The sequence below is a fragment of the Flavobacterium acetivorans genome, from assembly GCF_020911885.1.
GTDB classification, from domain to species: domain Bacteria; phylum Bacteroidota; class Bacteroidia; order Flavobacteriales; family Flavobacteriaceae; genus Flavobacterium; species Flavobacterium acetivorans.
Genome location: NZ_CP087132.1, coordinates 3,025,162 through 3,047,527 on the forward strand (window position 1 = coordinate 3,025,162; position 22,366 = coordinate 3,047,527).

At 35.0% G+C, this 22,366-nt stretch carries 18 protein-coding genes and 1 other RNA gene; 7 read left to right on the forward strand and 12 right to left on the reverse strand.

Translation table 11 applies throughout. From position 1 onward, the window contains the following. Nucleotides 1–53: 53 nt before the first annotated feature. Nucleotides 54–1,475, reverse strand: coding sequence for an ATP-dependent DNA helicase (locus LNP19_RS13070; protein WP_230062350.1), 1,422 nt, complete (start codon nucleotides 1,473–1,475; stop codon nucleotides 54–56). A gap of 152 nt (nucleotides 1,476–1,627) precedes the next feature. Between LNP19_RS13070 and LNP19_RS13075 the strand changes: the two genes are divergently transcribed. Then, nucleotides 1,628–2,449: a DUF3822 family protein gene (locus LNP19_RS13075; protein WP_230062351.1), complete on the forward strand. Its 822-nt coding sequence runs from the start codon at nucleotides 1,628–1,630 to the stop codon at nucleotides 2,447–2,449. Beyond that, nucleotides 2,446–3,042, forward strand: a complete 597-nt coding sequence (locus tag LNP19_RS13080) for an RsmD family RNA methyltransferase (protein ID WP_230062352.1) — start codon at nucleotides 2,446–2,448, stop codon at nucleotides 3,040–3,042. The genes LNP19_RS13075 and LNP19_RS13080 overlap by 4 nt, the downstream gene beginning before the upstream one ends. A 79-nt stretch (nucleotides 3,043–3,121) precedes the next feature. Here the strand turns inward: LNP19_RS13080 and LNP19_RS13085 are convergent, their stop codons facing one another. After that, nucleotides 3,122–4,060 carry a ketopantoate reductase family protein gene (locus LNP19_RS13085; RefSeq protein ID WP_230062353.1) on the reverse strand — a complete coding sequence of 313 codons (939 nt, stop codon included), beginning with the start codon at nucleotides 4,058–4,060 and terminating at the stop codon, nucleotides 3,122–3,124. A gap of 126 nt (nucleotides 4,061–4,186) precedes the next feature. Next, nucleotides 4,187–4,506: RNase P RNA component class A (rnpB, locus tag LNP19_RS13090), an RNA gene on the reverse strand. A gap of 165 nt (nucleotides 4,507–4,671) precedes the next feature. Between rnpB and LNP19_RS13095 the strand changes: the two genes are divergently transcribed. The 4 genes from LNP19_RS13095 to dnaX all read left to right on the forward strand — a co-directional run bounded on the left by LNP19_RS13095 (nucleotide 4,672) and on the right by dnaX (nucleotide 7,691). Further along, on the forward strand, nucleotides 4,672–4,980 hold the full coding sequence (locus LNP19_RS13095) for a hypothetical protein (protein ID WP_230062354.1): 309 nt from the start codon (nucleotides 4,672–4,674) through the stop codon (nucleotides 4,978–4,980). Between the two features lie 43 nt (nucleotides 4,981–5,023). After that, a complete protein-coding gene (locus tag LNP19_RS13100) occupies nucleotides 5,024–5,323 on the forward strand; it encodes a hypothetical protein (RefSeq protein WP_230062355.1) in 300 nt (99 codons plus the stop codon). Nucleotides 5,324–5,388: 65 nt separating this feature from the next. Further along, complete coding sequence (locus tag LNP19_RS13105; RefSeq protein ID WP_230062356.1) at nucleotides 5,389–6,501, forward strand: class I SAM-dependent methyltransferase; 1,113 nt, start codon at nucleotides 5,389–5,391, stop codon at nucleotides 6,499–6,501. A gap of 104 nt (nucleotides 6,502–6,605) precedes the next feature. Continuing rightward, nucleotides 6,606–7,691 carry a DNA polymerase III subunit gamma/tau gene (gene dnaX, locus LNP19_RS13110; protein ID WP_230062357.1) on the forward strand — a complete coding sequence of 362 codons (1,086 nt, stop codon included), beginning with the start codon at nucleotides 6,606–6,608 and terminating at the stop codon, nucleotides 7,689–7,691. A gap of 43 nt (nucleotides 7,692–7,734) precedes the next feature. On the opposite strand, the gene LNP19_RS13115 is transcribed toward dnaX, so the two are convergent. Continuing rightward, nucleotides 7,735–7,911, reverse strand: coding sequence for a hypothetical protein (locus LNP19_RS13115; RefSeq protein ID WP_230062358.1), 177 nt, complete (start codon nucleotides 7,909–7,911; stop codon nucleotides 7,735–7,737). Between the two features lie 7 nt (nucleotides 7,912–7,918). Between LNP19_RS13115 and LNP19_RS13120 the strand changes: the two genes are divergently transcribed. After that, nucleotides 7,919–8,335, forward strand: coding sequence for a DNA polymerase III subunit gamma/tau (locus LNP19_RS13120; RefSeq protein WP_230062359.1), 417 nt, complete (start codon nucleotides 7,919–7,921; stop codon nucleotides 8,333–8,335). A 244-nt stretch (nucleotides 8,336–8,579) separates the two neighbouring features. Here LNP19_RS13120 and rpsA read toward each other — a convergent pair whose 3' ends face one another. The 8 genes from rpsA to glgB form a co-directional block, all read right to left on the reverse strand. Continuing rightward, the gene (gene rpsA, locus LNP19_RS13125; RefSeq protein ID WP_230062360.1) at nucleotides 8,580–10,358 is read right to left on the reverse strand and encodes a 30S ribosomal protein S1; all 1,779 of its coding nucleotides are present in this window, start codon (nucleotides 10,356–10,358) and stop codon (nucleotides 8,580–8,582) included. Nucleotides 10,359–10,643: 285 nt separating this feature from the next. Continuing rightward, complete coding sequence (locus LNP19_RS13130) at nucleotides 10,644–12,020, reverse strand: nucleoside permease (protein WP_230062361.1); 1,377 nt, start codon at nucleotides 12,018–12,020, stop codon at nucleotides 10,644–10,646. A 75-nt stretch (nucleotides 12,021–12,095) separates the two neighbouring features. Beyond that, entirely contained in the window at nucleotides 12,096–12,791 is a 696-nt protein-coding gene (gene cmk / locus LNP19_RS13135; RefSeq protein ID WP_230062362.1) for a (d)CMP kinase, read from the reverse strand. 257 nt (nucleotides 12,792–13,048) lie between these two features. Next, complete coding sequence (gene lon / locus LNP19_RS13140; protein ID WP_230062363.1) at nucleotides 13,049–15,499, reverse strand: endopeptidase La; 2,451 nt, start codon at nucleotides 15,497–15,499, stop codon at nucleotides 13,049–13,051. Nucleotides 15,500–15,681: 182 nt separating this feature from the next. Further along, nucleotides 15,682–16,992, reverse strand: coding sequence for an MFS transporter (locus tag LNP19_RS13145; RefSeq protein ID WP_230062364.1), 1,311 nt, complete (start codon nucleotides 16,990–16,992; stop codon nucleotides 15,682–15,684). A 125-nt stretch (nucleotides 16,993–17,117) separates the two neighbouring features. After that, nucleotides 17,118–17,933, reverse strand: coding sequence for a M48 family metallopeptidase (locus LNP19_RS13150; RefSeq protein ID WP_230062365.1), 816 nt, complete (start codon nucleotides 17,931–17,933; stop codon nucleotides 17,118–17,120). Between the two features lie 89 nt (nucleotides 17,934–18,022). After that, on the reverse strand, nucleotides 18,023–20,422 hold the full coding sequence (locus tag LNP19_RS13155; RefSeq protein WP_230062366.1) for a glycoside hydrolase family 31 protein: 2,400 nt from the start codon (nucleotides 20,420–20,422) through the stop codon (nucleotides 18,023–18,025). Nucleotides 20,423–20,457: 35 nt separating this feature from the next. Continuing rightward, complete coding sequence (gene glgB, locus LNP19_RS13160; protein ID WP_230062367.1) at nucleotides 20,458–22,365, reverse strand: 1,4-alpha-glucan branching protein GlgB; 1,908 nt, start codon at nucleotides 22,363–22,365, stop codon at nucleotides 20,458–20,460. Nucleotide 22,366: the final 1 nt, after the last annotated feature.

A 22,366-nucleotide genomic window follows, 5' to 3' on the forward strand; every position in this document is an offset into this window, starting at 1 on the left:
TGCTTTGTGTATTTTTTTTAATAAAATCTGCGAATCTGCGGTTATTTTTAAAATCATTCCACAAAATTTTCATCTTTAAAACCTATCAAATATAACTTATTTTTGGCTCGGGTCATCGCCGTGTACAACCAGCGGATATAATCTCTGTCGATGCCGTCTTTCAAGTAAGGCTGCTCTATAAAAACCGTATTCCACTGACCACCTTGCGACTTATGACAGGTTATTGCATACGAAAATTTAACCTGTAAACCATTGAAATATTCGTTGGCTTTTACTTTCTGAAATTGCTTGTATTTGGTTTCTCCCTCATAATCTTTCAGCACTTCCTGATACAATCTATTGGATTCTTCATAAGTCAAAGACGGCGATTCGCTTTTTATGGTGTCCAACAACAACACCGTTTCAAATGGAATCTGGCCTGGATAATCGACCATTCGAATTTTTACTTTGGCAAATTTAAAACCGTACAATTCTTTGATATTGAAAATCTCCAAAACCTCAATAATGTCACCATTGGCAATAAATCCGGCTTCGTCAGTTTCTTTTAACCAAAAATAATTGTTCTTAACCACCATCAGGAAATCGCCTGTAGACAATTCACTTTCTTTATCGAGGATTTTGGTTCTAATTTGTTCATTGTATTGATTTGCCCTTTTATTTGAACGAACAATAAAAGCGGTGTCTTCGATACTGTAATTACTGTAAGCCGAATTAATCGCATCCTGAATATCGTAACCATCCGTTAATCGAACGATGTCTTTAAATTTCCGAACATCGAATTGAAAATCGGTGATAAAAGAATCCTTCAATAATTCCCGAAGTTCCGTTGCATTGTGCAAAATTCCGGAACTTTCTTCCTGACGCATTACTTCATCGAGTTCAATATAATCAACTTCTTTGTTGTAATTCATCCCCAAAGTACGAATATCCAAAGCGGGACTAATATCCAGATTCACGGGCGGCAATTGCGCCGTATCACCCAGTAGAATCATCTTACAATTGGCTCCCGAATAGACATAGGAAATCAAATCGTCAAGCAAAGAGCCATTTTTATACAGTTTAGAATCCGAATTTGTGTCTGAAATCATCGAGGCTTCATCGACTATAAAAATAGTGTTTTTGTGTTTATTTTGTTGCAATGTAAAAGAAACCCCTCCGCCCGAAGATTTCTTGGGAAAATAGATTTTTTTATGAATCGTAAATGCCGGTTTGCTTGAATAATTGGCTATTACTTTGGCTGCGCGGCCCGTAGGCGCCAGCAAAACATATTTCTTATTAATCTCCAAAAGATTGTTTACAATCGTCGAAATCACGGTCGTTTTTCCCGTTCCGGCATATCCTTTTAGAACAAAAATGGTATCATTATGAGCTTCGGTTAAAAAAATAGCGATTTTTTGAAAAAAAATATCCTGATTGTACGTTGGACTAAAAGGGAATTTTTTTCGTAAAAGACTATAAAACAGGGAGGAATTCATTGTGGAATGGTTGCTATAAATGAACTTCAAATATAAGGATGAAATTCGAGGCAATCGCATTAAATGGCTTTAGAATAAAAAAAAATTGTAAGTTTGTCATCACATTTAATCCATGCTGGTTTCTATAGAAAGAAGGGATGATAAATCAGATTATGTCTACACAAAACACGAATATTACCGAAAAGAAATATAAAAAACTCTCCATTCAGGTTTCCTTGACCGGACTGTCTTTTTGTTGTTTTGACACGCTTAATAACACCATTACTTCATTCAGGGAAGTTCTTTTTGACAATTTTCACACAGGAATAAAAATAGAGGATTTGTTTTCGAATGCATTCCGAGAATATCCCGAATTGAATGATTCCTATGATGATGTGCTCATTATACACAACAACAATCTTTCGACCTTTGTTCCCGCTCCTCTTTTTGACGAGAATTTTCTGGGAAGTTATTTGCAGTACAATACCAAGGTTTTTGATACTGATTTTTTTGCATTTGATGAAATCAGCAATTACCAAATCAATTCGGTTTACATTCCTTATGTCAATATGAATAATTTTTTTATTGACAAATTTGGTGTTTTCGATTACAAACATGCCAACAGTATTTTGGTTCAGAAGTTATTGGATGCCTCCAAAAACATCGATGACAAAAAAATGATGGTACATTTTAATCCAAATCATTTTGAAATTGTGGTAATCCAGAATCAAAAGTTATTGTTATTCAACTCGTTTGATTACAAAACACCCGAAGACTTTATTTATTACGTTTTGTTTACCGCCGAACAATTGAACTTGAATCCCGAGAATTTTCCACTGGAATTAATAGGGACGATTGATACCGAAAGCGATTATTTTAAAATAGCCTACAAATACATCCGAAACGTCTCCTTAATTGACGTGGAAGATTTACGATGGAACAATTATTTTTCTGAGGCCGAAAACAGAAATCATTTTATACTTTTCAACTCATGAGAATCATTTCAGGAAAATACAAAGGCAGACGCATTAATCCCCCAAAAGGATTACCCGTTCGCCCAACAACCGATATGTCTAAAGAAGCATTATTCAATGTTTTGAACAACCATTTTAATTTTGAAGGATTAAAAGTTTTGGACTTGTTCTCCGGAACAGGAAATATCAGTTATGAATTTGCCTCCAGAGGAAGCACGCCAATCACATCCGTTGATGGTGATTTTGGCTGTGTGAAATTCATCAAGCAAGTTGCAGCCGAATATGATTTTAATATTGCAGCAACTAAAAGCGATGTTTTTTCTTATTTGCAAAAATGCAAAACATCTTACGATATTATTTTTGCTGATCCGCCTTATGGATTAGACCAAGCTACTTTTGAAAAAATTATCTTATTGGTTTTTGAAAAAGAATTGCTTAATCAAGACGGAATGATGGTAATTGAACATTCTAAATACACAAAAATGGATAAGATGCCTAATTTCTCTTTCCAGAAAAGCTATGGTGGTTCTATTTTTAGTTTTTTCGAATTTGAATCGGATTCTGATCCTGATTCTGACGAGGAAGATGAAGAAGACACTGACGAAGAAGAATAAAATATTTATAAAAAAAAATAAAGTCCTTGATTTACAAGGACTTTATTTTTTTTTTATGAAACAACTTTCTATTTACCAATTACTCTACGGAATTAGGATCAACAGCTAATTTATCCAATACCATTTGGTAAGTTGGCGTTTCAATTTCGTATTTCAAACCTTCATTCACCACAAATTCAGTCAAAGAAGCCAGCTCCAATTTTCTGCCTGCCATCAAATCCCTATGCATAGAAGAGGTTGCGTTTTGAGGTGATTTTTCCAGTTTTAGAATCGTTTGCATAATAATGTCGGCCGGCAAATTCAACCCTTTTACGGCAGCTATCATGGTAATCTCATTCAAAAGTTCTACATAAAAAGCTCTGCTGGAATCACAGTTTATTATTTCCCCAATATTTTGATTTAGATAAGAAGTCGCTGAAGCCAATGACGAAATAAAAATAAACTTCTCCCAAACGGTTTCTTCGATGTTGTCTACAAAATAGCTTTCGATAGCAGCATTCTTAAAAATAGTCTGAAGAGCATTCAGTTTAGAAAGTGGTGCTAAGTCGGAACCAAAAAACAACTTCTCAAAAGAACCTATTTTCTTTATAACTCCTGGGCTTTCAATCATAGAAACGATATACACACAAGCTTTCAATACCTCATTATCAGGATAAAGGGCACTAATTCTTTCGGTAGCATCTACCCCATTATATAAAGGTAAAATAACCGTATTTTTTGTGATACATTTTTCCAATGAAAGCAGGCTTTCTTCTATATCATAGGTTTTTGTGGCACAGATAAGATAATCTAATTTTCCGATTGTTTCAGGATCATTTGAAACAATGTTTGGAAACACAATGCTTTCGTTACCATCGCTAATGATTTTCAAACCCGATTCAGCAATTACTTTTTGGGTTTCGCCTCGGGCAATAAATACAATTTCAATTTCGTCATTATCAGCATAAGCTTTGGCCAAAAGTCCGCCAAAATAACCACCTACTCCACCCAAACCTAAAACACCTATTCTTGTTGTCATAACTACTATTTAAAAATAAAAAAACATTAAGAAATTTAGAAAATTAAGCCTCCGGACTTAATAAAGCTTCATTTCTTAATGGTTTCTTTTAGATTTCACAATCCTTATTGTAATCAATCTTTTAATAAAAAAAACAGACCTATAAGCCGGATTCTGTATTCACCAGAAGGTGAACCCTTACCATTTATCTAGACTTATAATTACTCATAAGCTCAAGCTATCTACCCTTCAACAACGGACGAGAAGCCCTTAAATGCTGATATACTTGATATTTCACCGCATAGAGTTTACCTGGTTTCACTACAGCATTACCTGTACATACTTTCTGTTGCACTTGTCCTAATCCGATTGCTCGAACCGACGGGTGTTACCCGCTATGCTTCTCTATGGTGTCCGGACTTTCCTCCCTCCCAATAAATCAGGACAGCGGTAAGGCGGTCTGTTGCGCAAAAATACACATTTTAGATTTAAGATTACTGATTAGACAATCATGAATTTTAGACTTTAAATTGTTGAAATTACTTTTTGATATTGAATTGTTTAACATCCCATATACAACGACTTAAGAATAAATTAGTTATCTTTAAATACTAATTTAAATCCCTCTAATTATGAAACCTATTTATCATTATACCACCGTTTCAGAAGCTTTAAATAATTTAAATGAAATGGGATTTACTTATGATTTTAACATTAATGAGAATGAAATACTGAAAAACCCGCATCAGCACGAAGTCAAACACATTTATCGTTATGAAGGCGATTCAGATCCTGGCGATGAAGCGATTGTCTATGGAATCGTATCTTCTTCGGGAAAAAAAGGAGTTTTTGTAGCCGGATTTTCGGCTAATAGTGATAATCAAGCCGCAATTATATTAGCAAAACTATGTATTGAAGGAAGCGGCCAATGTGAAATTTAATTTTTTAATTCCGCCTTTAAAACAAACCAAAGAAACACTTACTATGAAAAACAAATACCATTATGCCTCTGTATCCAAAGCTTTGGATGAATTAAATGAAAACGGTTTTAACTACGATTTCAATCTCAATGAAGGTGATATTGTTAAAAATCCCCATCAATATGAAATCGTACATATTTACCGCTATGAAGGAAATTCAAATCCGGATGATTCTGCTATAGTTTTTGGTATAAAATCAAAGTCGGGTAAAAAAGGTGTTTTTGTAGCTGGTTTTTCGGCTAATTCCACTAATGAAGCCGCTCAAGCTTTAATCAAGATAGACATTGCTGGCAGAAATAAATAGAAATACCCTTTCCATGATGATTCAGCCTTTTTATAGTTTACATTAAAAAACACTCCACTTGAATTATGTCCTTATCCGAAATAATAATCGAGCGAATAAAAAAGGAAGGACCTCTCTCTTTTCGGGATTTTATGGAAATGGCGCTTTATTATCCAAAACTAGGCTATTATAATTCAGTTCAAAATAAAATAGGCGCCAATGGAGACTTTTATACCAGCGCCAATCTTTCGGCTTCATTTGGAGCCATGATTGGTCGCCAAATAGAAGAAATGTGGCAAATTTTAGACAAAAAACCTTTCAAAATTGTTGAATATGGCGCAGGAACGGGTCTTTTATGTCATGACATATTAGATTATCTTAAAAATAATTCTCTTCTATACGACAAGCTACATTATTGTATCATAGAGAAAAGTGTTGCTATGCAGGAAATAGAAAAAAAATATCTTCTGGAAAAAGTAAGTTGGTACGCTTCAATTCAAGACATTCCTGAAATTAACGGCTGTATTTTATCCAATGAATTGGTTGATAATTTTTCGGTGCATCAGGTTGTTATGGAAAACCAACTAAAAGAAGTTTATGTGGATTATAATAAGGGTTTTAAAGAAATATTAGTTCCTGCCAAGAAAGCGCTTATTGCTTATTTTCAAGCTTTTGATATCAAATTACCAAAAGGATTTCGAACCGAAGTGAATTTGGACGCCATCTCGTGGATAAAGGAAGTATCCCGATTTTTAAAGAAAGGCTATGTAATTACTATTGACTATGGCGCTTCGGCTTCAGAATTATACACCGATCGCAGGAGTTGTGGGACACTTTTATGCTACAACAAACACCAAAAAAATGACAATCCTTATCAATATATTGGAAGTCAAGATATCACCACACACACTAATTTCACTGCCCTGTCCCAATGGGGTTTTGCCTGCGGATTGGATTATTGCGGAATGACAGATCAAACCAATTTCCTGACCGCTCTTGGCATCAAAGAATACCACAATACAACTTTAACTAATACTAACAACAACTCGCAGACCAAAATTCACGAATCCTACATCAATTATGGATTACTGATGAGTTTGGGGCTAAAATTCAAAGTCTTAGTTCAACAAAAAGGAGCACCTAAATTTCCGTTATCTGGGCTTAGATTTGCCAATTCTAGTGGTATACATAGGTATTGAAATAACAGCTAATTCTTAGAATCAGATTAATTTGAGAATTAAACAAAGTATCATTTTCATAATATAATTCCAATGCCTATATTTGCTTTCGAATAGAAATGCTAATGGAACAGTTTATAGTATCGGCTCGTAAATACCGCCCACAAACCTTTAATGATGTTGTGGGACAAAAAGCCATCACCAATACTTTATTGAATGCTATAGACAGCAACCACCTTGCTTCTGCTCTATTATTTACCGGGCCTCGTGGTGTTGGAAAAACAACTTGCGCACGAATATTGGCTCGTAAAATTAACCAACCGGGTTATGATGATCCCAATGAAGATTTTGCTTTTAATGTCTTTGAACTGGATGCCGCCTCAAACAACTCTGTTGATGATATTCGAAATCTGATTGATCAGGTTCGAATTCCACCCCAAACCGGAAAATATAAAGTTTATATTATTGACGAGGTCCACATGTTATCTTCGGCAGCATTTAATGCTTTCCTAAAAACATTAGAAGAACCGCCAAAGCATGCCATTTTTATTTTGGCAACGACCGAAAAACACAAAATCATACCAACGATACTTTCACGTTGTCAGATATTTGATTTCAAAAGAATCACCGTTAAAGACGCCAAAGAACACCTAGCCGAAGTAGCCACTAGTCAAGGAGTAATTTTTGAAGACGACGCCTTACATATTATCGCTCAAAAGGCCGATGGTGCGATGCGTGATGCCTTATCCATTTTTGACAGAGTTGTTTCCTATTGCGGAACAAATCTTACACGTCAGGCCGTTACCGAGAATCTTAATGTGCTCGATTTTGAGACATACATTACGATTACAGATTTAATTCTTGAAAATAAAATCCCAGATTTGCTTTTGGCATTCAATGATATTTTAGCCAAAGGCTTTGACAGTCATCATTTTGTTTCGGGACTAGCTTCGCATTTTAGAGATTTATTGGTCAGCAAAACGCCCTCTACCCTTTCCTTATTAGAAGTTGGAGAACAAGCCCAAAAAATGTATGGCTTGCAAGCTCAGAAATCCAGTGCCGATTTTTTATTGAAAGGTATCGCTATTGCAAATGATTGTGATCTAAAATACAAATTAAGTCAAAATCAACGCTTGCTTGTTGAACTTTGCTTGATGCAACTTGCCTCTATCACTTTTGATGGAGAAAAAAAAAAGTTGACACCTTTATAATTCCGCCCAGCTATTTTAAAAAAAATGATTATTCTATAGCAGATCAAACTAAAACTGCTGCTATTCCTGATATTTCTATAAATCCTGTAGTTAAAACTGCTGAAATCCCAGCCGAAAAGCAGCCTGAAAAAGTAGCTGTAGTTTCGATATCAAAAACCGATGTCGCGGCCTCTAACGAACCAAAAATTTCAGCCTTTTCGCTATCCAGTATTCGTGCCAAAAAAGCATTGGAACAAAACAGTAAACCGATAATCAGAGAAACTGCGCATTTACCTACAGAAGCCTTTACAGAAACTGAAATGTTATTGCAATGGACAAAGTACGCACAACGCCTAGGAGATAAAGGTTACAAAATAATGGAATCCTTATTACTTATCAATGATCCGGTTTTGAAAGGCACGTCCATTAGCATCGAACTACCTAATGAGGGTTCTAAATTGGATTTTGAAAAAGAAATGAACGGTCTTTTAGGACACCTGAGAGGACATTTACACAATCATGACATCACCATTGAAGTTATTGTAAATGAAAGCTTCGAGAGCCGAAAAACCTTTAACGACCAAGATCGTTACAATAGGCTGCATGAAATAAACCCAAACATTGAACTTCTAAGAACTACCTTCGGATTGGATTTAGACGCTTAATTTAATCGTATTCAAGACTAAATCAATCTCTATTAAAAAATCCAAAAGAGAGCTAGCAGAAGTAATCCATAGATTACAGTATTTACTTTTGAAACTCTCAAGATCAAAATAAACCAAAACTAGCAAATTCTTTTTGCAAGTAGAATTCCTTGTCTTAAAATTAAAAACACCATTACCAAAAGAGTAGAAACAAAAAAAGCCCCACATTGCTGTGGAGCTTTCTAGTATTTAGAAAATCAAGAAATTATTTTTTCTCTGATTTTTCCATTTTAGCTTTCAATGCAGCCAATACATCATTGTTGTCTCCTAAAGTTGCAGCTGGTGCATTTGTAGTAGATGTAGATGAAGTATTTTCAGTTGCAGCTTTCACGTTTTTCTCTTCTTCTTCACGGAAGATAGCAGTGTGAGATGCAACTACTCTTTTGAATTCTTTATTGAATTCAATTACTTTGAAATCAGCAGTATCCCCTTTTTTCAATTTCTTTCCGTCTTCTTTTTCAAGGTGACGAGTTGGAATGAAAGCAACGATATCATCTCCGAATTCTACAGTAGCTCCTTTGTCAACAATTTCAGAAATTTCACCATTGTGGATAGTTCCTACAGCGAAAGAATCTTCGTATTGATCCCAAGGATTAGCAGTAGTTTGTTTGTGACCTAAAGATAATTTACGTCCGTCAACATCTAATTCTAATACAACTACATCCAATTTTTCACCAACGTTTACAAACTCAGATGGGTGTTTGATTTTCTTAGTCCAAGAAAGGTCAGAAATGTAGATTAATCCATCAATTCCTTCTTCTAATTCTACGAAAATACCAAAGTTTGTAAAGTTTCTAACGATACCTGTATGTTTAGAACCTACTGGGTATTTAGAAGTGATATCAGTCCATGGATCTTGAGTCAATTGTTTGATACCTAATGACATTTTACGGTCATCTCTATCTAAAGTTAAGATAACAGCTTCAACAACATCTCCAACTTTCACGAAGTCCTGAGCAGAACGTAAGTGAGTTGACCATGACATTTCAGAAACGTGGATTAAACCTTCAACACCTTCAGCAACTTCGATAAATGCACCGTAATCAGCGATTACAACTACTTTACCTTTTACTTTATCACCAATAGTTAAATTAGCATCTAAAGCATCCCATGGGTGAGCGTTTAATTGTTTCAATCCTAATTGAATTCTTGTTTTCTCATCATCGAAATCAAGGATTACAACGTTTAATTTTTGGTCTAATTCAAGAACTTCACTTGGGTGGTTGATTCTACTCCAAGAAAGGTCAGTAATGTGAATTAATCCGTCAACACCACCTAAGTCAATGAACACACCATAAGAAGTAATGTTTTTAACAACACCTTCTAATACTTGTCCTTTTTGTAATTGACCGATGATTTCTTTTTTCTGTACTTCAATATCCGCTTCAATAAGCGCTTTGTGAGATACAACAACGTTTTTGAATTCGTGGTTGATTTTTACCACTTTGAATTCCATTGTTTTGTTTACGTATACATCGTAGTCTCTAATTGGCTTAACGTCAATTTGAGATCCTGGTAAGAAAGCTTCAATACCGAAAACGTCAACGATCATACCACCTTTAGTTCTGCATTTTACAAAACCATTAACGATTTCTCCTGTTTCGTTTGCAGCAATAACTCTATCCCATGATTTGATAGTACGTGCTTTTCTGTGAGACAATACTAATTGACCTGTTTTATCCTCACGGATGTCAATCAATACTTCTACTTTGTCACCTACTTTTAAGTTTGGGTTGTAACGGAATTCGTTCAATGAAATAACACCTTCCGATTTTGCGTTGATATCAACGATAACGTCTCTATCTGTAATTCTAACAACTACACCTTCTACTACTTCTTCTTGATCAGTAGCGATGAAAGTTTTTGAAACTAGTTCTTCGAATTCTAATAAGTTTTTCTCATCAACTACATCAATTCCTTCTTCGAAATTGTGCCAGTTAAAATTAGCTAAAAACTCTTCTTGTGATTTTAATTGTTCAGACATGCTGATAAAAATTTGTATTCTGCTTTCTTTGCGTTTCGTAATGCGGTAAAAAAACAGAAGTTGTTTTACATAAATAGTTGAATCCTAAAGGAAACGCTCATCGCCAAAAGGACTGCAAAAGTAATTCTTTTATGTGAAACAACAAAATATTTTAAAAAAGATGTAATAACAACGGGTAAAAACATAACCCGCTGACAATCAACACATCTAAACAAGACTCTTTTGATAATAAAAAAACCCGATAAATTTTGAAATCTATCGGGTTGTAATATTTAGAAGTAATTCTTAATGACTCAAATTCTCTATCTCTTTCGGATCGTGTTTGTGTTTAAACAATATTGCAAAAGCGATTGCAATAACTAAGGCATAAGCCGCAAATGACAACCAGATGGTATGCCAATCCTTCATTAAAATTTCGCTACTAAAAACACCATCGGCAGAAATTGTATTGCCGTGACTTTTTACAAAATCCAGCATTTTAGAATTATTCGAATCTGTTTGTAAAAAACCTGCTAATTCAGTTGTATTCTGGAATGATTTGGTAAAAAAACGATCAATTGCCCATCCTGATGTCAAACTTCCAAAAACAGCTCCCACGCCGTTAGTCATCATCATAAATAATCCTTGTGCTGAAGAACGTATTTTAGAATCAGTATTACTTTCTACAAATAAAGAACCGGAAATATTAAAGAAATCAAATGCCATTCCGTAAACAATACAAGACATGATAATCATCCATAAACCATTTACAGGATCTCCAAAAGCAAATAAGCCAAAACGCAATACCCAAGCGAACATGCTAATTAGCATTACTTGCTTGATCCCAAAACGTCTTAAGAAAAACGGAATTGCCAAAATAAATAAGGTTTCAGAAACCTGAGAAATTGACATTATAATCGTAGAATATTGAATCACGAAAGAATCGGCATATTTTGGAAAATGTTTGAACTCATCCAAAAAAACATCTCCATAAGCATTTGTTAGCTGTAAAGCACCTCCTAAAAACATGGAAAACACAAAAAACAAAGCCATTTTGTAATTACCAAATAATTTAAAAGCCTCTAAACCTAAGGTCTCAACCCAAGAAGCATTCTCTTTAGTTAAGCGTTGCGGCTTACATTTTGGCAAAGTAAACGAATAAAAACCTAGTATTAAAGCCCCTATTCCTGCAATATAAAACTGGTATTCCGTAGCCTTGCTTCCGCTTAAATTAGTTATCCACATAGCTGCAATAAATCCAATAGTCCCCCAAACACGAATAGGTGGAAAATCCTTCACTATATTTTTATTATTCAATTTCAATGAAGTATAGGAAATCGAATTACTTAAAGCAATGGTAGGCATGTAACAACACATGGCAGCAAACATCACATATATAAAGTTATCTGGAGTTGTTACCTCAGTAATACCAAATAAAACCACAGCATATAAAATATGCAAAACACCATATAATTTCTCAGCATTCACCCACCTATCGGCGATAATCCCAGTTAAAGTTGGCATAAATAAAGAAGCAATTCCCATGGTTCCAAAAACTAAACCAAACTGAGTGCCTTCCCAATTTTTAGTTCCAAACCAATAATTCCCAATTGTAATAAGCCAAGCTCCCCAAACAAAAAACTGAAGAAAACTCATTATCACCAACCTATTTTTAATTCCCATAAGATGAATTGTATTTTATATTTTGAAAAAAGAACAAGGCGTAAATCTAATATTAAAAATAAGATTTACAAAAAATTATATCGTTTTAGTAATCTCATCAATTAATTCCAACACGGCTTTAAACTGCTCTTCTCTTGTAAGGTAAGAATTATCAATTTCCACAGCGTCCTCGGCTTTTACTAGCGGCGAATTACTTCTGTGTGTATCAATATAATCGCGTTCTTCCACATTTTTCAAAACTTCTTCATAGGATACCTTATCTCCTTTTTGTTGTAATTCGTCAAAACGTCTTTGTGCGCGAGTGCTGGCACTTGCTGTCATGAATATTTTAAGTTCAGCATCCGGAAAAACTACTGTCCCGATGTCTCTTCCATCCATAACAATCCCTTTATTTTTTCCCATTTCTTTCTGTTGCTCCACTAATTTAGCACGAACATCGGATAGTTCAGCCACCTTGCTCACAAAGCGAGATACTTCTATAGTTCTGATTTCTTTTTCTACATTCACCTCATTCAGATACATTTCGGCAAAACCTAAATCAGGATTAAATTTGAATTGTAAGCGAATAGTTGGCAAACTAGCAACTAAGGCTTCTTTATCAAAAAAATCTTCTTTAATATAACCGTTTTGCATTGCAAATAAAGCGATAGCCCTATACATTGCACCTGTATCAACATAAACATAACCTAATTCCTTGGCCAATTGTTTTGCCAAAGTACTTTTCCCCGTGGATGAAAATCCATCGATAGCAATTGTAATTTTTTTATCCAAAATAGTATTCTTGAAAGTTATGCAACTGTTTATTTTTATTCTAAAATTAATTTTTCCTCCTTCTTTTCCTAACAAAAGAAGTCCTCATTACGTAAAATCGATTATTAACCGCACGAATTCAAATGCGAAGATAAAATTATAAAATCAGAAATGATTATTTTCTATTTCAATTTCCAAACAAATAAAAATCCAAAACCATCGCTTAATCCTCTTAAGTAATGGTTTTGGATTTTCTATTTTCTAAAAAAGCTATTTAGCTACAATATTTTAGCATTTTTTACCTTTTGGTCTGTAATGGCAATCTTCAAAACTTCGCTCATTTCTTTTACATAATGAAAAGTCAAGCCTTCAAGATATTGCGGTTTTATTTCATCAATATCACTTTTGTTTTCGTGACAAAGAATAATTTCTTTGATGTTAGCACGTTTAGCCGCCAGGATTTTTTCCTTGATTCCGCCCACCGGCAATACTTTCCCTCTAAGGGTAATTTCACCCGTCATGGCAATACTTTTCTTTACTCTTTTTTGAGTAAACAAAGAAACCAAAGAAGTCAACATTGCAATACCGGCACTCGGCCCATCTTTTGGTGTAGCACCTTCCGGAACATGCAAATGAATATTGTATTTTGATAAAATATCCGGATTCAACCCTAAAAGTTGCGCATTGGCTTTGATGTATTCTAAAGCAATTGTAGCCGATTCTTTCATTACCGTACCTAAATTTCCGGTAATTGTCATAGTGCCTTTTCCTGGAGAAATCAAGGATTCAATAAAAAGAATATCTCCTCCTACGCTAGTCCAAGCCAATCCTGTTACAACTCCTGCAACATCGTTACTTTCGTATTTATCTCTTTCCAATCTAGCAACACCAAGAACTTTCACAATATCTTCATCAGTCACTTTCTTGTTGTACTCTTCTTCCATCGCAACCGATTTGGCTGCATTTCGGATTACTTGTGCAATTTTAGCTTCCAATCCTCGAACACCGGATTCACGGGTATAACCTTCGACGATTTTCTCCAATTGTTTTTTTCCAATGGTCAAATCCTTAGAAGTTAAACCATGTTCTTTTAATTGTCTCGGAAATAAATGCTGACGTGCAATCTCGACTTTTTCTTCGATCGTATAACCTGACATTTTAATAACTTCCATTCTATCTCGCAATGCCGGTTGAATAGCCGACATATTATTAGAAGTAGCGATAAACATCACTTTTGACAAATCATAGCCCATTTCGAGGAAATTATCGTAAAAAGAATTGTTTTGTTCCGGATCCAAAACTTCCAATAAAGCCGAGGATGGATCGCCCTGATTGCTATTAGATAATTTATCTATTTCGTCCAAAACAAAAACTGGATTTGAGGTTCCCGCTTTTTTCAAACTTTGGATAATTCTTCCCGGCATGGCGCCAATATATGTTTTTCTGTGACCGCGAATTTCCGCTTCATCACGCAATCCTCCCAAAGAAATTCGCACATATTCTCTACCCAAAGCCTCAGCAATTGATCTTCCTATTGATGTTTTTCCCACTCCCGGAGGTCCTGTCAAGCAGATAATTGGCGATTTCATATCATTTCGCAGTTTTAAAACAGCCAAATGTTCAATCATTCTTTTCTTAACCTCCTCTAAGCCGCAATGATCCCTGTCCAAAATCTTTTGAGCATGTTTCAAATCAAAATTATCTTTAGAATACACATTCCAAGGCAATTCTAAAAACAGCTCCAAATAGTTTCTCTGAATTCCAAAATCAGGCGCTTGAGGATTCATGCGGCGCATTTTAGACAATTCCTTTTCGAAATGTTTTTGTGTCTTTTCGTCCCATTTTTTGGTCTTCGATTTCACGAGCATTTCGTCCATTTCCTCTTCCTGTGAAACACCTCCCAATTCTTCTTGGATGGTTTTCATTTGTTGATGAAGAAAATATTCTCTTTGTTGTTGGTCTAAATCAAAGCGAACTTTAGATTGAATATCGTTTTTTAGCTCGAGTTTTTGCAACTCAATATTCATATATCGAAGTGTCTCTAAAGCTCTATCTTTTAAACTATTTATCGCTAATAAATCTTGTTTTTCTTTAACTGATAAATTCATGTTAGAAGTAACAAAATTGATCAGGAAAGATTGGCTTTCAATGTTTTTGATAGCAAAGGTTGCCTCACTAGGAATATTTGGACTTTCCTTTATAATTTGAATCGCTAATTCTTTTACCGAATCTAAAATAGCCAAAAACTCCGTGTCTTTTTTATCAGGTCTGTTTTCTTCAAATTCTTTAATGGAAGCCGTGATATAAGGTTCTTCAGAAACAACAGTGTCTATTTCAAAACGTTTCTTCCCTTGAAGGATCACTGTAGTGTTTCCATCAGGCATTTTCAAAACGCGTAAAATCTTGGCAACGGTTCCTATAGTATGAATATCGTCCTTTGTAGGATCTTCGTCTTCTTCATTGATTTGGGCTACAACTCCAATTATTTTTCCTGCCGCATTGGCATCATTAATCAATTTTATTGATTTATCACGACCCGCAGTAATAGGAATCACAACTCCTGGAAATAAAACCATATTTCGTAAAGGCAAAATAGGCAACGAACCCGGTAATTCCTCATTAATCATTTCCTCCTCATCCTCTGGAGTCAATAATGGTATTAATTCGGCATCTGAATCGAATTCTTGAAGTGACAGATTGTCAATTGTAAGTATTTTGTGGTTTGACATAATATATTTAAGTCTTTTTGTCATTAAACATTTCAATTTGGTCAACAAATAACGGCTTAGATCAGTATAAAATCGATTTAAGCCGACTATTTATTAATCTTGTTAAAAGGGCAATCTCCATGCCATTCTAAAAAAGTGTAGTTAATAAAAAACTTTCCTTTTTATTCTTTTTAACTAAATAATTAATCTTTAGATTCTTTTACTTTTTTCATAAAACTAAGCACAATATAGCCTAATAAAAAGAAAACAGCGAGTATAAAAATGGAGTTACGCATCGAATTGGTAACAGAAGCTACAAATCCAAAAATAAAAGTTCCTAATACAATGGCCATTTTTTCGGTCACATCAAAAAAACTAAAATAGGTTGCATGATCTTCGGTTTCTGGCAATAACTTCGAATAGGTAGATCGAGATAGAGATTGAATCGCTCCTAAAACCATTCCAATCAAACCTCCTAAAACAAAAAATTGGCTGTCTATATACTCACTTTTAGCATCTAATAAGTAAATCGCAAAACAAATAAATCCCCAAATAGCAATAGTTAATTTTAATGTTTTTATGTTTCCAATTTTCCCTGAAATTCTTGAAAAAAAATAAGCTCCAAAAATGGCGACTACGTTTATTAACAAAATAATGATAATCAATTTACTGGTATCAATACCCAGTTCTTTTTTTCCAAAAACTCCCGCCAATAGTATCATTGTCTGTACTCCTATGCTATATAGAAAAAAAGCCGTCAAGAATTTTTTTAAGCTTTTTAGTTTATTTATATTTTTCGCAACTTCTTTAAGCTCCCTCAATCCTTTAAATATATAATCCTTTTTTGGTTTTTTATCAAAGACATTATTGGGCAAATAATAAAAAGTTACTTGGGCAAAACCAACCCACCAAATACCAACGGATAAAAATGAAATTCGAGCCGGCAAAGTCGAATCTGTTATTCCATACCATTCTGGCATCATTACCATAGTTAAATTGAAAGCCAATAGAATAATCGAACCAACATAACCATACATAAACCCTTTGGCACTCACTCTATCATGCTGTTCCGGAAAAGCAATTTCAGGTAAATAGGAATTATAAAAAACAATACTTCCCCAAAAACCGATACTCGCCAAAATCGTTGCCAGAATACCAATCCACAATGTATCTTGTCCTTTAAAGAAAAACATGCTCATTACTGAGAAAGAACCCAAATAACAAAAAAACTGCATAAATCGTTTTTTGTTCCCGGTATAATCGGCTATTCCAGATAATATTGGAGACAATAAGGCCACAATCAAAAAAGACAAAGACAAAGAATAGGATAACAAAGTCGAATTATTAAATTCAGTCCCCATGAACTGAACAATCCCATTATTATCACTGGTTACCGCTTCATAATAGATGGGAAAAACAGCTGTTGCAATAACTAAACTATATACAGAATTAGCCCAATCATAAAAAGCCCAAGCATTAATCATTTTTTTATCTCCTTTTTGTAATGCAATCATATTTGTGATTTTAAACCAATTTATTTTGAATACAAACTCCTCTTTTTTGAAAATTTTACTTTTCAACATAAAAAAAGCCAAATCAATAGAAATGGCCTTTCATTTATAGATCTTGAATGCTCTAATTATTTAGGAAGCATTCCAACTTTAGCTGCTGTAGCTTTTGCCTCTGGCATCAATGCTTTCAAATTAGCGATTCTGGTGGCATCAGAAGGGTGCGTACTTAAAATTTCCGGTTGGGCTTGTCCAGCTGATTGAGCTGACATTCTTTGCCAAAAAGTGATTGCCTCTTCCGGATTATAACCGGCAATTGCCATTAATGTCAATCCTATTTTATCTGCTTCGGTTTCATGACTTCTGCTAAATGGCATCATTCCCAGTACTTGTGAACCCGCTCCGTAGGCTTGATTCCATCTTTGCTGTGTTTCGGCACTTTTATTCCCTGTTGCCACTGCAACTCCAGCAGCACCTAATTGTTGCAATTGGGCAGCACTCATTCTTTGCGCTCCATGATTTGCAATCGCGTGAGATACTTCATGCCCCATAACGGTTGCTAAGCCTGCATCATCCTTTGTTACAGGTAAAATCCCCGAATACACAACGATTTTCCCTCCTGGCATACACCAAGCATTTACTTCTTTATTATCAACTAATTTGTATTCCCAGCGATAATCTTTCAAATATTCTGCTTGTCCTAAATAAGTCAAATACTTTTCAGATGCTGCTTTGATTCTCATCCCTACTTTCTCCACTCTCTTTGCATCGGCGGTTCCAGAAATAACTTTGTTTTCTTTTAGAAAAGTCCCGTATTGCTGAAAAGAAGTTGGAAACAATTCGCTATTAGAAACTAAATTCAATTGCTTTTTTCCCGTGATAGGATTCGTTGCACAAGAAAATACCAATCCTAAAGTGCAAACTCCTAATATTAAATGTTTTTTCATGATAATTAAGTTTAATAGAACAAAAATACAATTAAAATTAAGTTTTTATTTATAAAATTAAAGTCAAACTTTACATTTTTTTGCTTTTTCTATTCCCCAATTAATTGCAAAACGGCAAATTCCTTATCCACAATAAGATAATTATCTACTTCAAAAGTCTCTTTGTCAAAACGAACTTTTTCGCTATCGATTTTAAGGCTCTTTATTTTAAAGGGTAAGCCAATGAGATTCAATTTATACTTTGAATAATTGGTTTCAAACTTCCCTTCTTTATGCAATTGAATAATTAATTTATTTGATTTCCCTGTGAGCTGAAAAGACAGCAAACTGTATCTCCCCTTTTTATAATCATAGCCGTCCTGAGCATCCTCATAAACCACTGATTTTTCTTTGCCTTCTTTATAGTAAATATCCAAAGTGAGTTCGTCAAATTCCAGTTCGCCTACATACTGCTGAACAGGATATTTTGGGATAATAGCACCTGCTTTTACAAAAAGAGGAATTTCATCAAATTGAGTATCCACCCACATTTCTTTAGCTCCCATCACCACCATATTTGTCCAGTAATTATACCATTCCCCTTGAGGAAAATACATCCTTCTACCTAAAGCATTTGCTTCTAATATAGGACAAACCAATATTTGGTTTCCAAAAACAAATTCGTCATTTCTATAATGCGTTTGCGTATCGTTTTGATCGAAATACACCAAGGGTTTCAACATGGGTATTCCCTCTTCAATATACTGCCAAAACATAGTATACAAATACGGTAATAATTGGTAACGCAGGTTTACAAATTTTCGGGTAATATGGATCACTTCCTCATCAAATGCCCAGGGTTCCTGATTTCCATGATCTCCGGAAGAATGAGTTCTACAAAAAGGATGAAAAACCCCCAATTGAATCCAACGCGCATACAACTCCCCAGAAGGCTGTTCTGCAAAACCGCCTATATCAGAGCCTGTAAAACCCATTCCTGAAATTGACATTCTCTGCATCTGAATGTTGGCAATCCATAAATGTTCCCAACTCGCTACGTTATCCCCTGTCCAAGAGGAGGAATAGCGTTGTGCTCCTGAATAAGCTGATCTTGTGATAATAAAAGGCCTTTTAGGATAGGCAAATCTTTTTACGCCATGATAAGTAGCGCGAGCCATTTGTGTTCCATAAATATTATGTGCTTTTCTATGGCTGCAAGGATTTCCGTCATAATCATGGCGTACATCCATAGGAAAGGTTTTATTAGGCACTTCCATCACTGCAGGCTCATTCATATCATTCCAAACTCCTTTTACTCCAATATCCGAAATTAGTTCTTTAAATAAACCAGCCCACCATTCTCGCACTTCGGGATTTGTGTAATCTGGAAAATTACATTCGCCAGGCCAGACTTTTCCTTTCATATACGGCCCATCGGCTCTTTTGCAAAAATAATCCTTTTCTAAGGCTTCTTTATAAACAGCATAATTCTTGTCAATTTTTATCCCAGGATCAATAATAACTACCGTTTTAAAGCCGTCTTCGGCTAATTCAGCTACCATTCTTTTGGGATCAGGGAAATAGTCTTTGTTCCAAGTAAAACATCTGAAACCATCCATATAATCAATATCTAAATAAATGGCGTCACATGGGATTTTTAACTGACGGAATTTAGCCGTAATTTCTTTCACATTACTTTCCGGATAATAACTCCATTTGCATTGATGATAGCCCAAAGTCCACAGTGGCGGCAATTCTGGTTTTCCTGTTAAATCCGTATAAGTAGTAACTACCTCTTGCATTTGAGGACCGTAAATGAAATAATAATTCATTTCGCCACCTTCTGCCCAAAAACTGGTTACATTCCTTCTTTCCTGACAAAAATCAAAAAAAGTCCTAAACGTATTGTCAAAGAAAATACCATAGGATTGCTTATTTTGTAGTCCAATGTAAAAGGGAACTACCTTATACAAAGGCTCTTGGTCTTTTTGAAAAGCATATTGATCCGTTGCGAAATTCTCTAATCTTTTCCCCTTTAAATTCAATTGAGTAGCCTTATCTCCAAGACCGTAAAAGCATTCGCCATCTTTTGAAGCTTTGCTCATTTTTACAATATTGCCTCCATATTCGTAGCTTTCTTCCCAATGGAATCCTAATTCATCCTCCAGAATTATATTTCCATCCAAATCAAAAACGGAGAGTCTTAAATCTGCTTTTTGAATTTTACATTGTACTTTACTGGTCTGTATTTGATAATAGCTTTCGGTTTCGCTAACTTCAAGAAAATTATATCCTTGGGAATGATTTTTATCAATAGCATAGGAAAAATCATTGCTAAAATATCCTTTTGTAGTAAATCGGAAGCGAATTAGGCTGTCTCTTATAACAGTTACTTTTAGTATTACATTATTATCTGTATAAAAAAATACGGAATCGACATCATGTTTAAAAGAGACTATTCTGGAGGGATATAAATCGCCTCTATATTGTAATTCTGTATTTGTAATCATCTAGTCAAAATTATTTTTTTATGCTTCTCTTTTTATTACGAAAACTTAAGAACAATTATACCTAAAGGAGGCAAAGTCAATTCTATTGAATAATCTTTTCCGTCATAAGGTGAAGATTCAATCGTTAAGTGATGGGGATTATTTACACCGCTTCCGCCGTATTTTTTATCATCACTATTAAAAATCTCAGTTAGATTTCCCATTCGTGGCATACCAATTCTGTAATTTGAACGAACAATTTGCGTAAAATTGCAAACTACGATAACATCCTCTTTTGAATTATTCCCTTTTCGAATAAAAGAAATTACCGCGTTTTCATGGTCAGAATAATTAATCCATTCAAAACCATCCGGACTAAACTGTTTTTCATAAAGAGCCGGTTGTGTTTTGTACAATTTATTTAAATCAGCCACCATATCTTTTACTCCTTCATGGTAAGGATATTGATTCAAATGCCAATCTAGGCTACTTTCAAAATTCCACTCTCTGCTTTGGCCAAAATCATCACCCATAAACAAGAGTTTTGTCCCGGGATGGGTAAACATATAGCCATAAAGCAACCTTAAATTAGCAAACTTCTGCCATTCATCACCCGGCATTCTGCCCACAATAGATCTTTTGCCATGAACTACTTCGTCATGAGACAAGGGCAACATAAAATTCTCCGTAAAAGCGTAGGTCATCGAAAAAGTCAAATCATTTTGATGAAATTTTCGGTACACCGTCTCTTTTTGAAAATAGTCTAAAGTATCGTGCATCCATCCCATCATCCATTTCATGCCAAATCCAAGTCCTCCATCATAAGTAGGTCTTGAAACCATTGGGAAAGAAGTACTTTCTTCGGCAATAGTTTGTACTCCTTTAAAATTAGCATAAACCGCTTCGTTGAATTCTTTCAAGAAACTTATGGTATCTAGGTTTTCTCTTCCGCCGTAAATATTTGGTTCCCATTCGCCTTCTTTTCTGGAATAATCCAAGTATAACATGGAAGCAACAGCATCAACACGCAATCCATCCACATGATAATGCTGCAACCAGAATATCGCATTACTGATCAAAAAAGACCGAACTTCATTTCGACCATAGTTAAAAACCAAGCTTTTCCAGTCAGGATGATAGCCTTTTTTACGATCCGGATGTTCATAAAGATTGGATCCGTCAAAAAAGCCCAAACCATGCGCATCATCAGGAAAATGCGAAGGAACCCAATCCAGAATCACTCCAATTCCGGCCTGATGTAATTTATCTACCAAAACCATAAAATCCTGAGGTTTTCCAAAACGGGAAGTGGGCGCAAAATAACCCACCAATTGATAGCCCCAAGAAGGATCATAGGGATATTCCATCACGGGCATGAACTCTACATGGGTAAATCCCATTTTTTTTACATAATCTACCAAATCTTCGGCAAATTCAAGATAAGTCAAAAATCTATTGTCTGAGGTATGCCGTTTCCAAGAACCCAGATGTACTTCATAAACCGAATACGGTTTATTTAATCCATTATGGTTTTTACGGTTTTCCATCCAGTTATGATCCTTCCATTTATAGTCTAAATCCCAAATTACAGAGGCAGTGTGCGGCGATTTTTCACAATAAAAAGCAAAAGGATCTGCTTTTTCAGTGGCAGTTTCACCATTATTAGACTGTATTTTATATTTATAAAGGGCTCCTTTATCTAATTCCGGAATAAATCCCTCCCAAATACCCGAAGAATCCCAACGTACTTCCAGCTGATGTTCGCCTTGGGTCCAAAAATTAAAATCCCCAACAACTGATACGGATTGAGCCGTGGGTGCCCAAACTGCAAAGTAAACCCCTTTTATACCGTTTAATTCGATTAAATGAGCGCCTAATTTTTCATATAATCGATAGTGCTTTCCAGCCTTAAACAAATCAATATCAAAATCAGTAAAAAGAGTATGTGTGAGTACTTTATCCATG

Coding starts and splice junctions, on each gene's coding strand:
- LNP19_RS13095 (WP_230062354.1), top strand. CDS start 4,672: ATGAAACCTATTTATCATTATACCACCGTTTCAGAAGCTTTAAATAAT.
- glgB (WP_230062367.1), bottom strand. CDS start 22,365: ATGGATAAAGTACTCACACATACTCTTTTTACTGATTTTGATATTGAT.
- LNP19_RS13085 (WP_230062353.1), bottom strand. CDS start 4,060: ATGACAACAAGAATAGGTGTTTTAGGTTTGGGTGGAGTAGGTGGTTAT.
- LNP19_RS13080 (WP_230062352.1), top strand. CDS start 2,446: ATGAGAATCATTTCAGGAAAATACAAAGGCAGACGCATTAATCCCCCA.
- dnaX (WP_230062357.1), top strand. CDS start 6,606: ATGGAACAGTTTATAGTATCGGCTCGTAAATACCGCCCACAAACCTTT.
- rpsA (WP_230062360.1), bottom strand. CDS start 10,358: ATGTCTGAACAATTAAAATCACAAGAAGAGTTTTTAGCTAATTTTAAC.
- LNP19_RS13075 (WP_230062351.1), top strand. CDS start 1,628: ATGTCTACACAAAACACGAATATTACCGAAAAGAAATATAAAAAACTC.
- LNP19_RS13100 (WP_230062355.1), top strand. CDS start 5,024: ATGAAAAACAAATACCATTATGCCTCTGTATCCAAAGCTTTGGATGAA.
- lon (WP_230062363.1), bottom strand. CDS start 15,499: ATGTCAAACCACAAAATACTTACAATTGACAATCTGTCACTTCAAGAA.
- LNP19_RS13105 (WP_230062356.1), top strand. CDS start 5,389: ATGTCCTTATCCGAAATAATAATCGAGCGAATAAAAAAGGAAGGACCT.
- LNP19_RS13145 (WP_230062364.1), bottom strand. CDS start 16,992: ATGATTGCATTACAAAAAGGAGATAAAAAAATGATTAATGCTTGGGCT.
- LNP19_RS13130 (WP_230062361.1), bottom strand. CDS start 12,020: ATGGGAATTAAAAATAGGTTGGTGATAATGAGTTTTCTTCAGTTTTTT.
- LNP19_RS13155 (WP_230062366.1), bottom strand. CDS start 20,422: ATGATTACAAATACAGAATTACAATATAGAGGCGATTTATATCCCTCC.
- LNP19_RS13070 (WP_230062350.1), bottom strand. CDS start 1,475: ATGAATTCCTCCCTGTTTTATAGTCTTTTACGAAAAAAATTCCCTTTT.
- LNP19_RS13150 (WP_230062365.1), bottom strand. CDS start 17,933: ATGAAAAAACATTTAATATTAGGAGTTTGCACTTTAGGATTGGTATTT.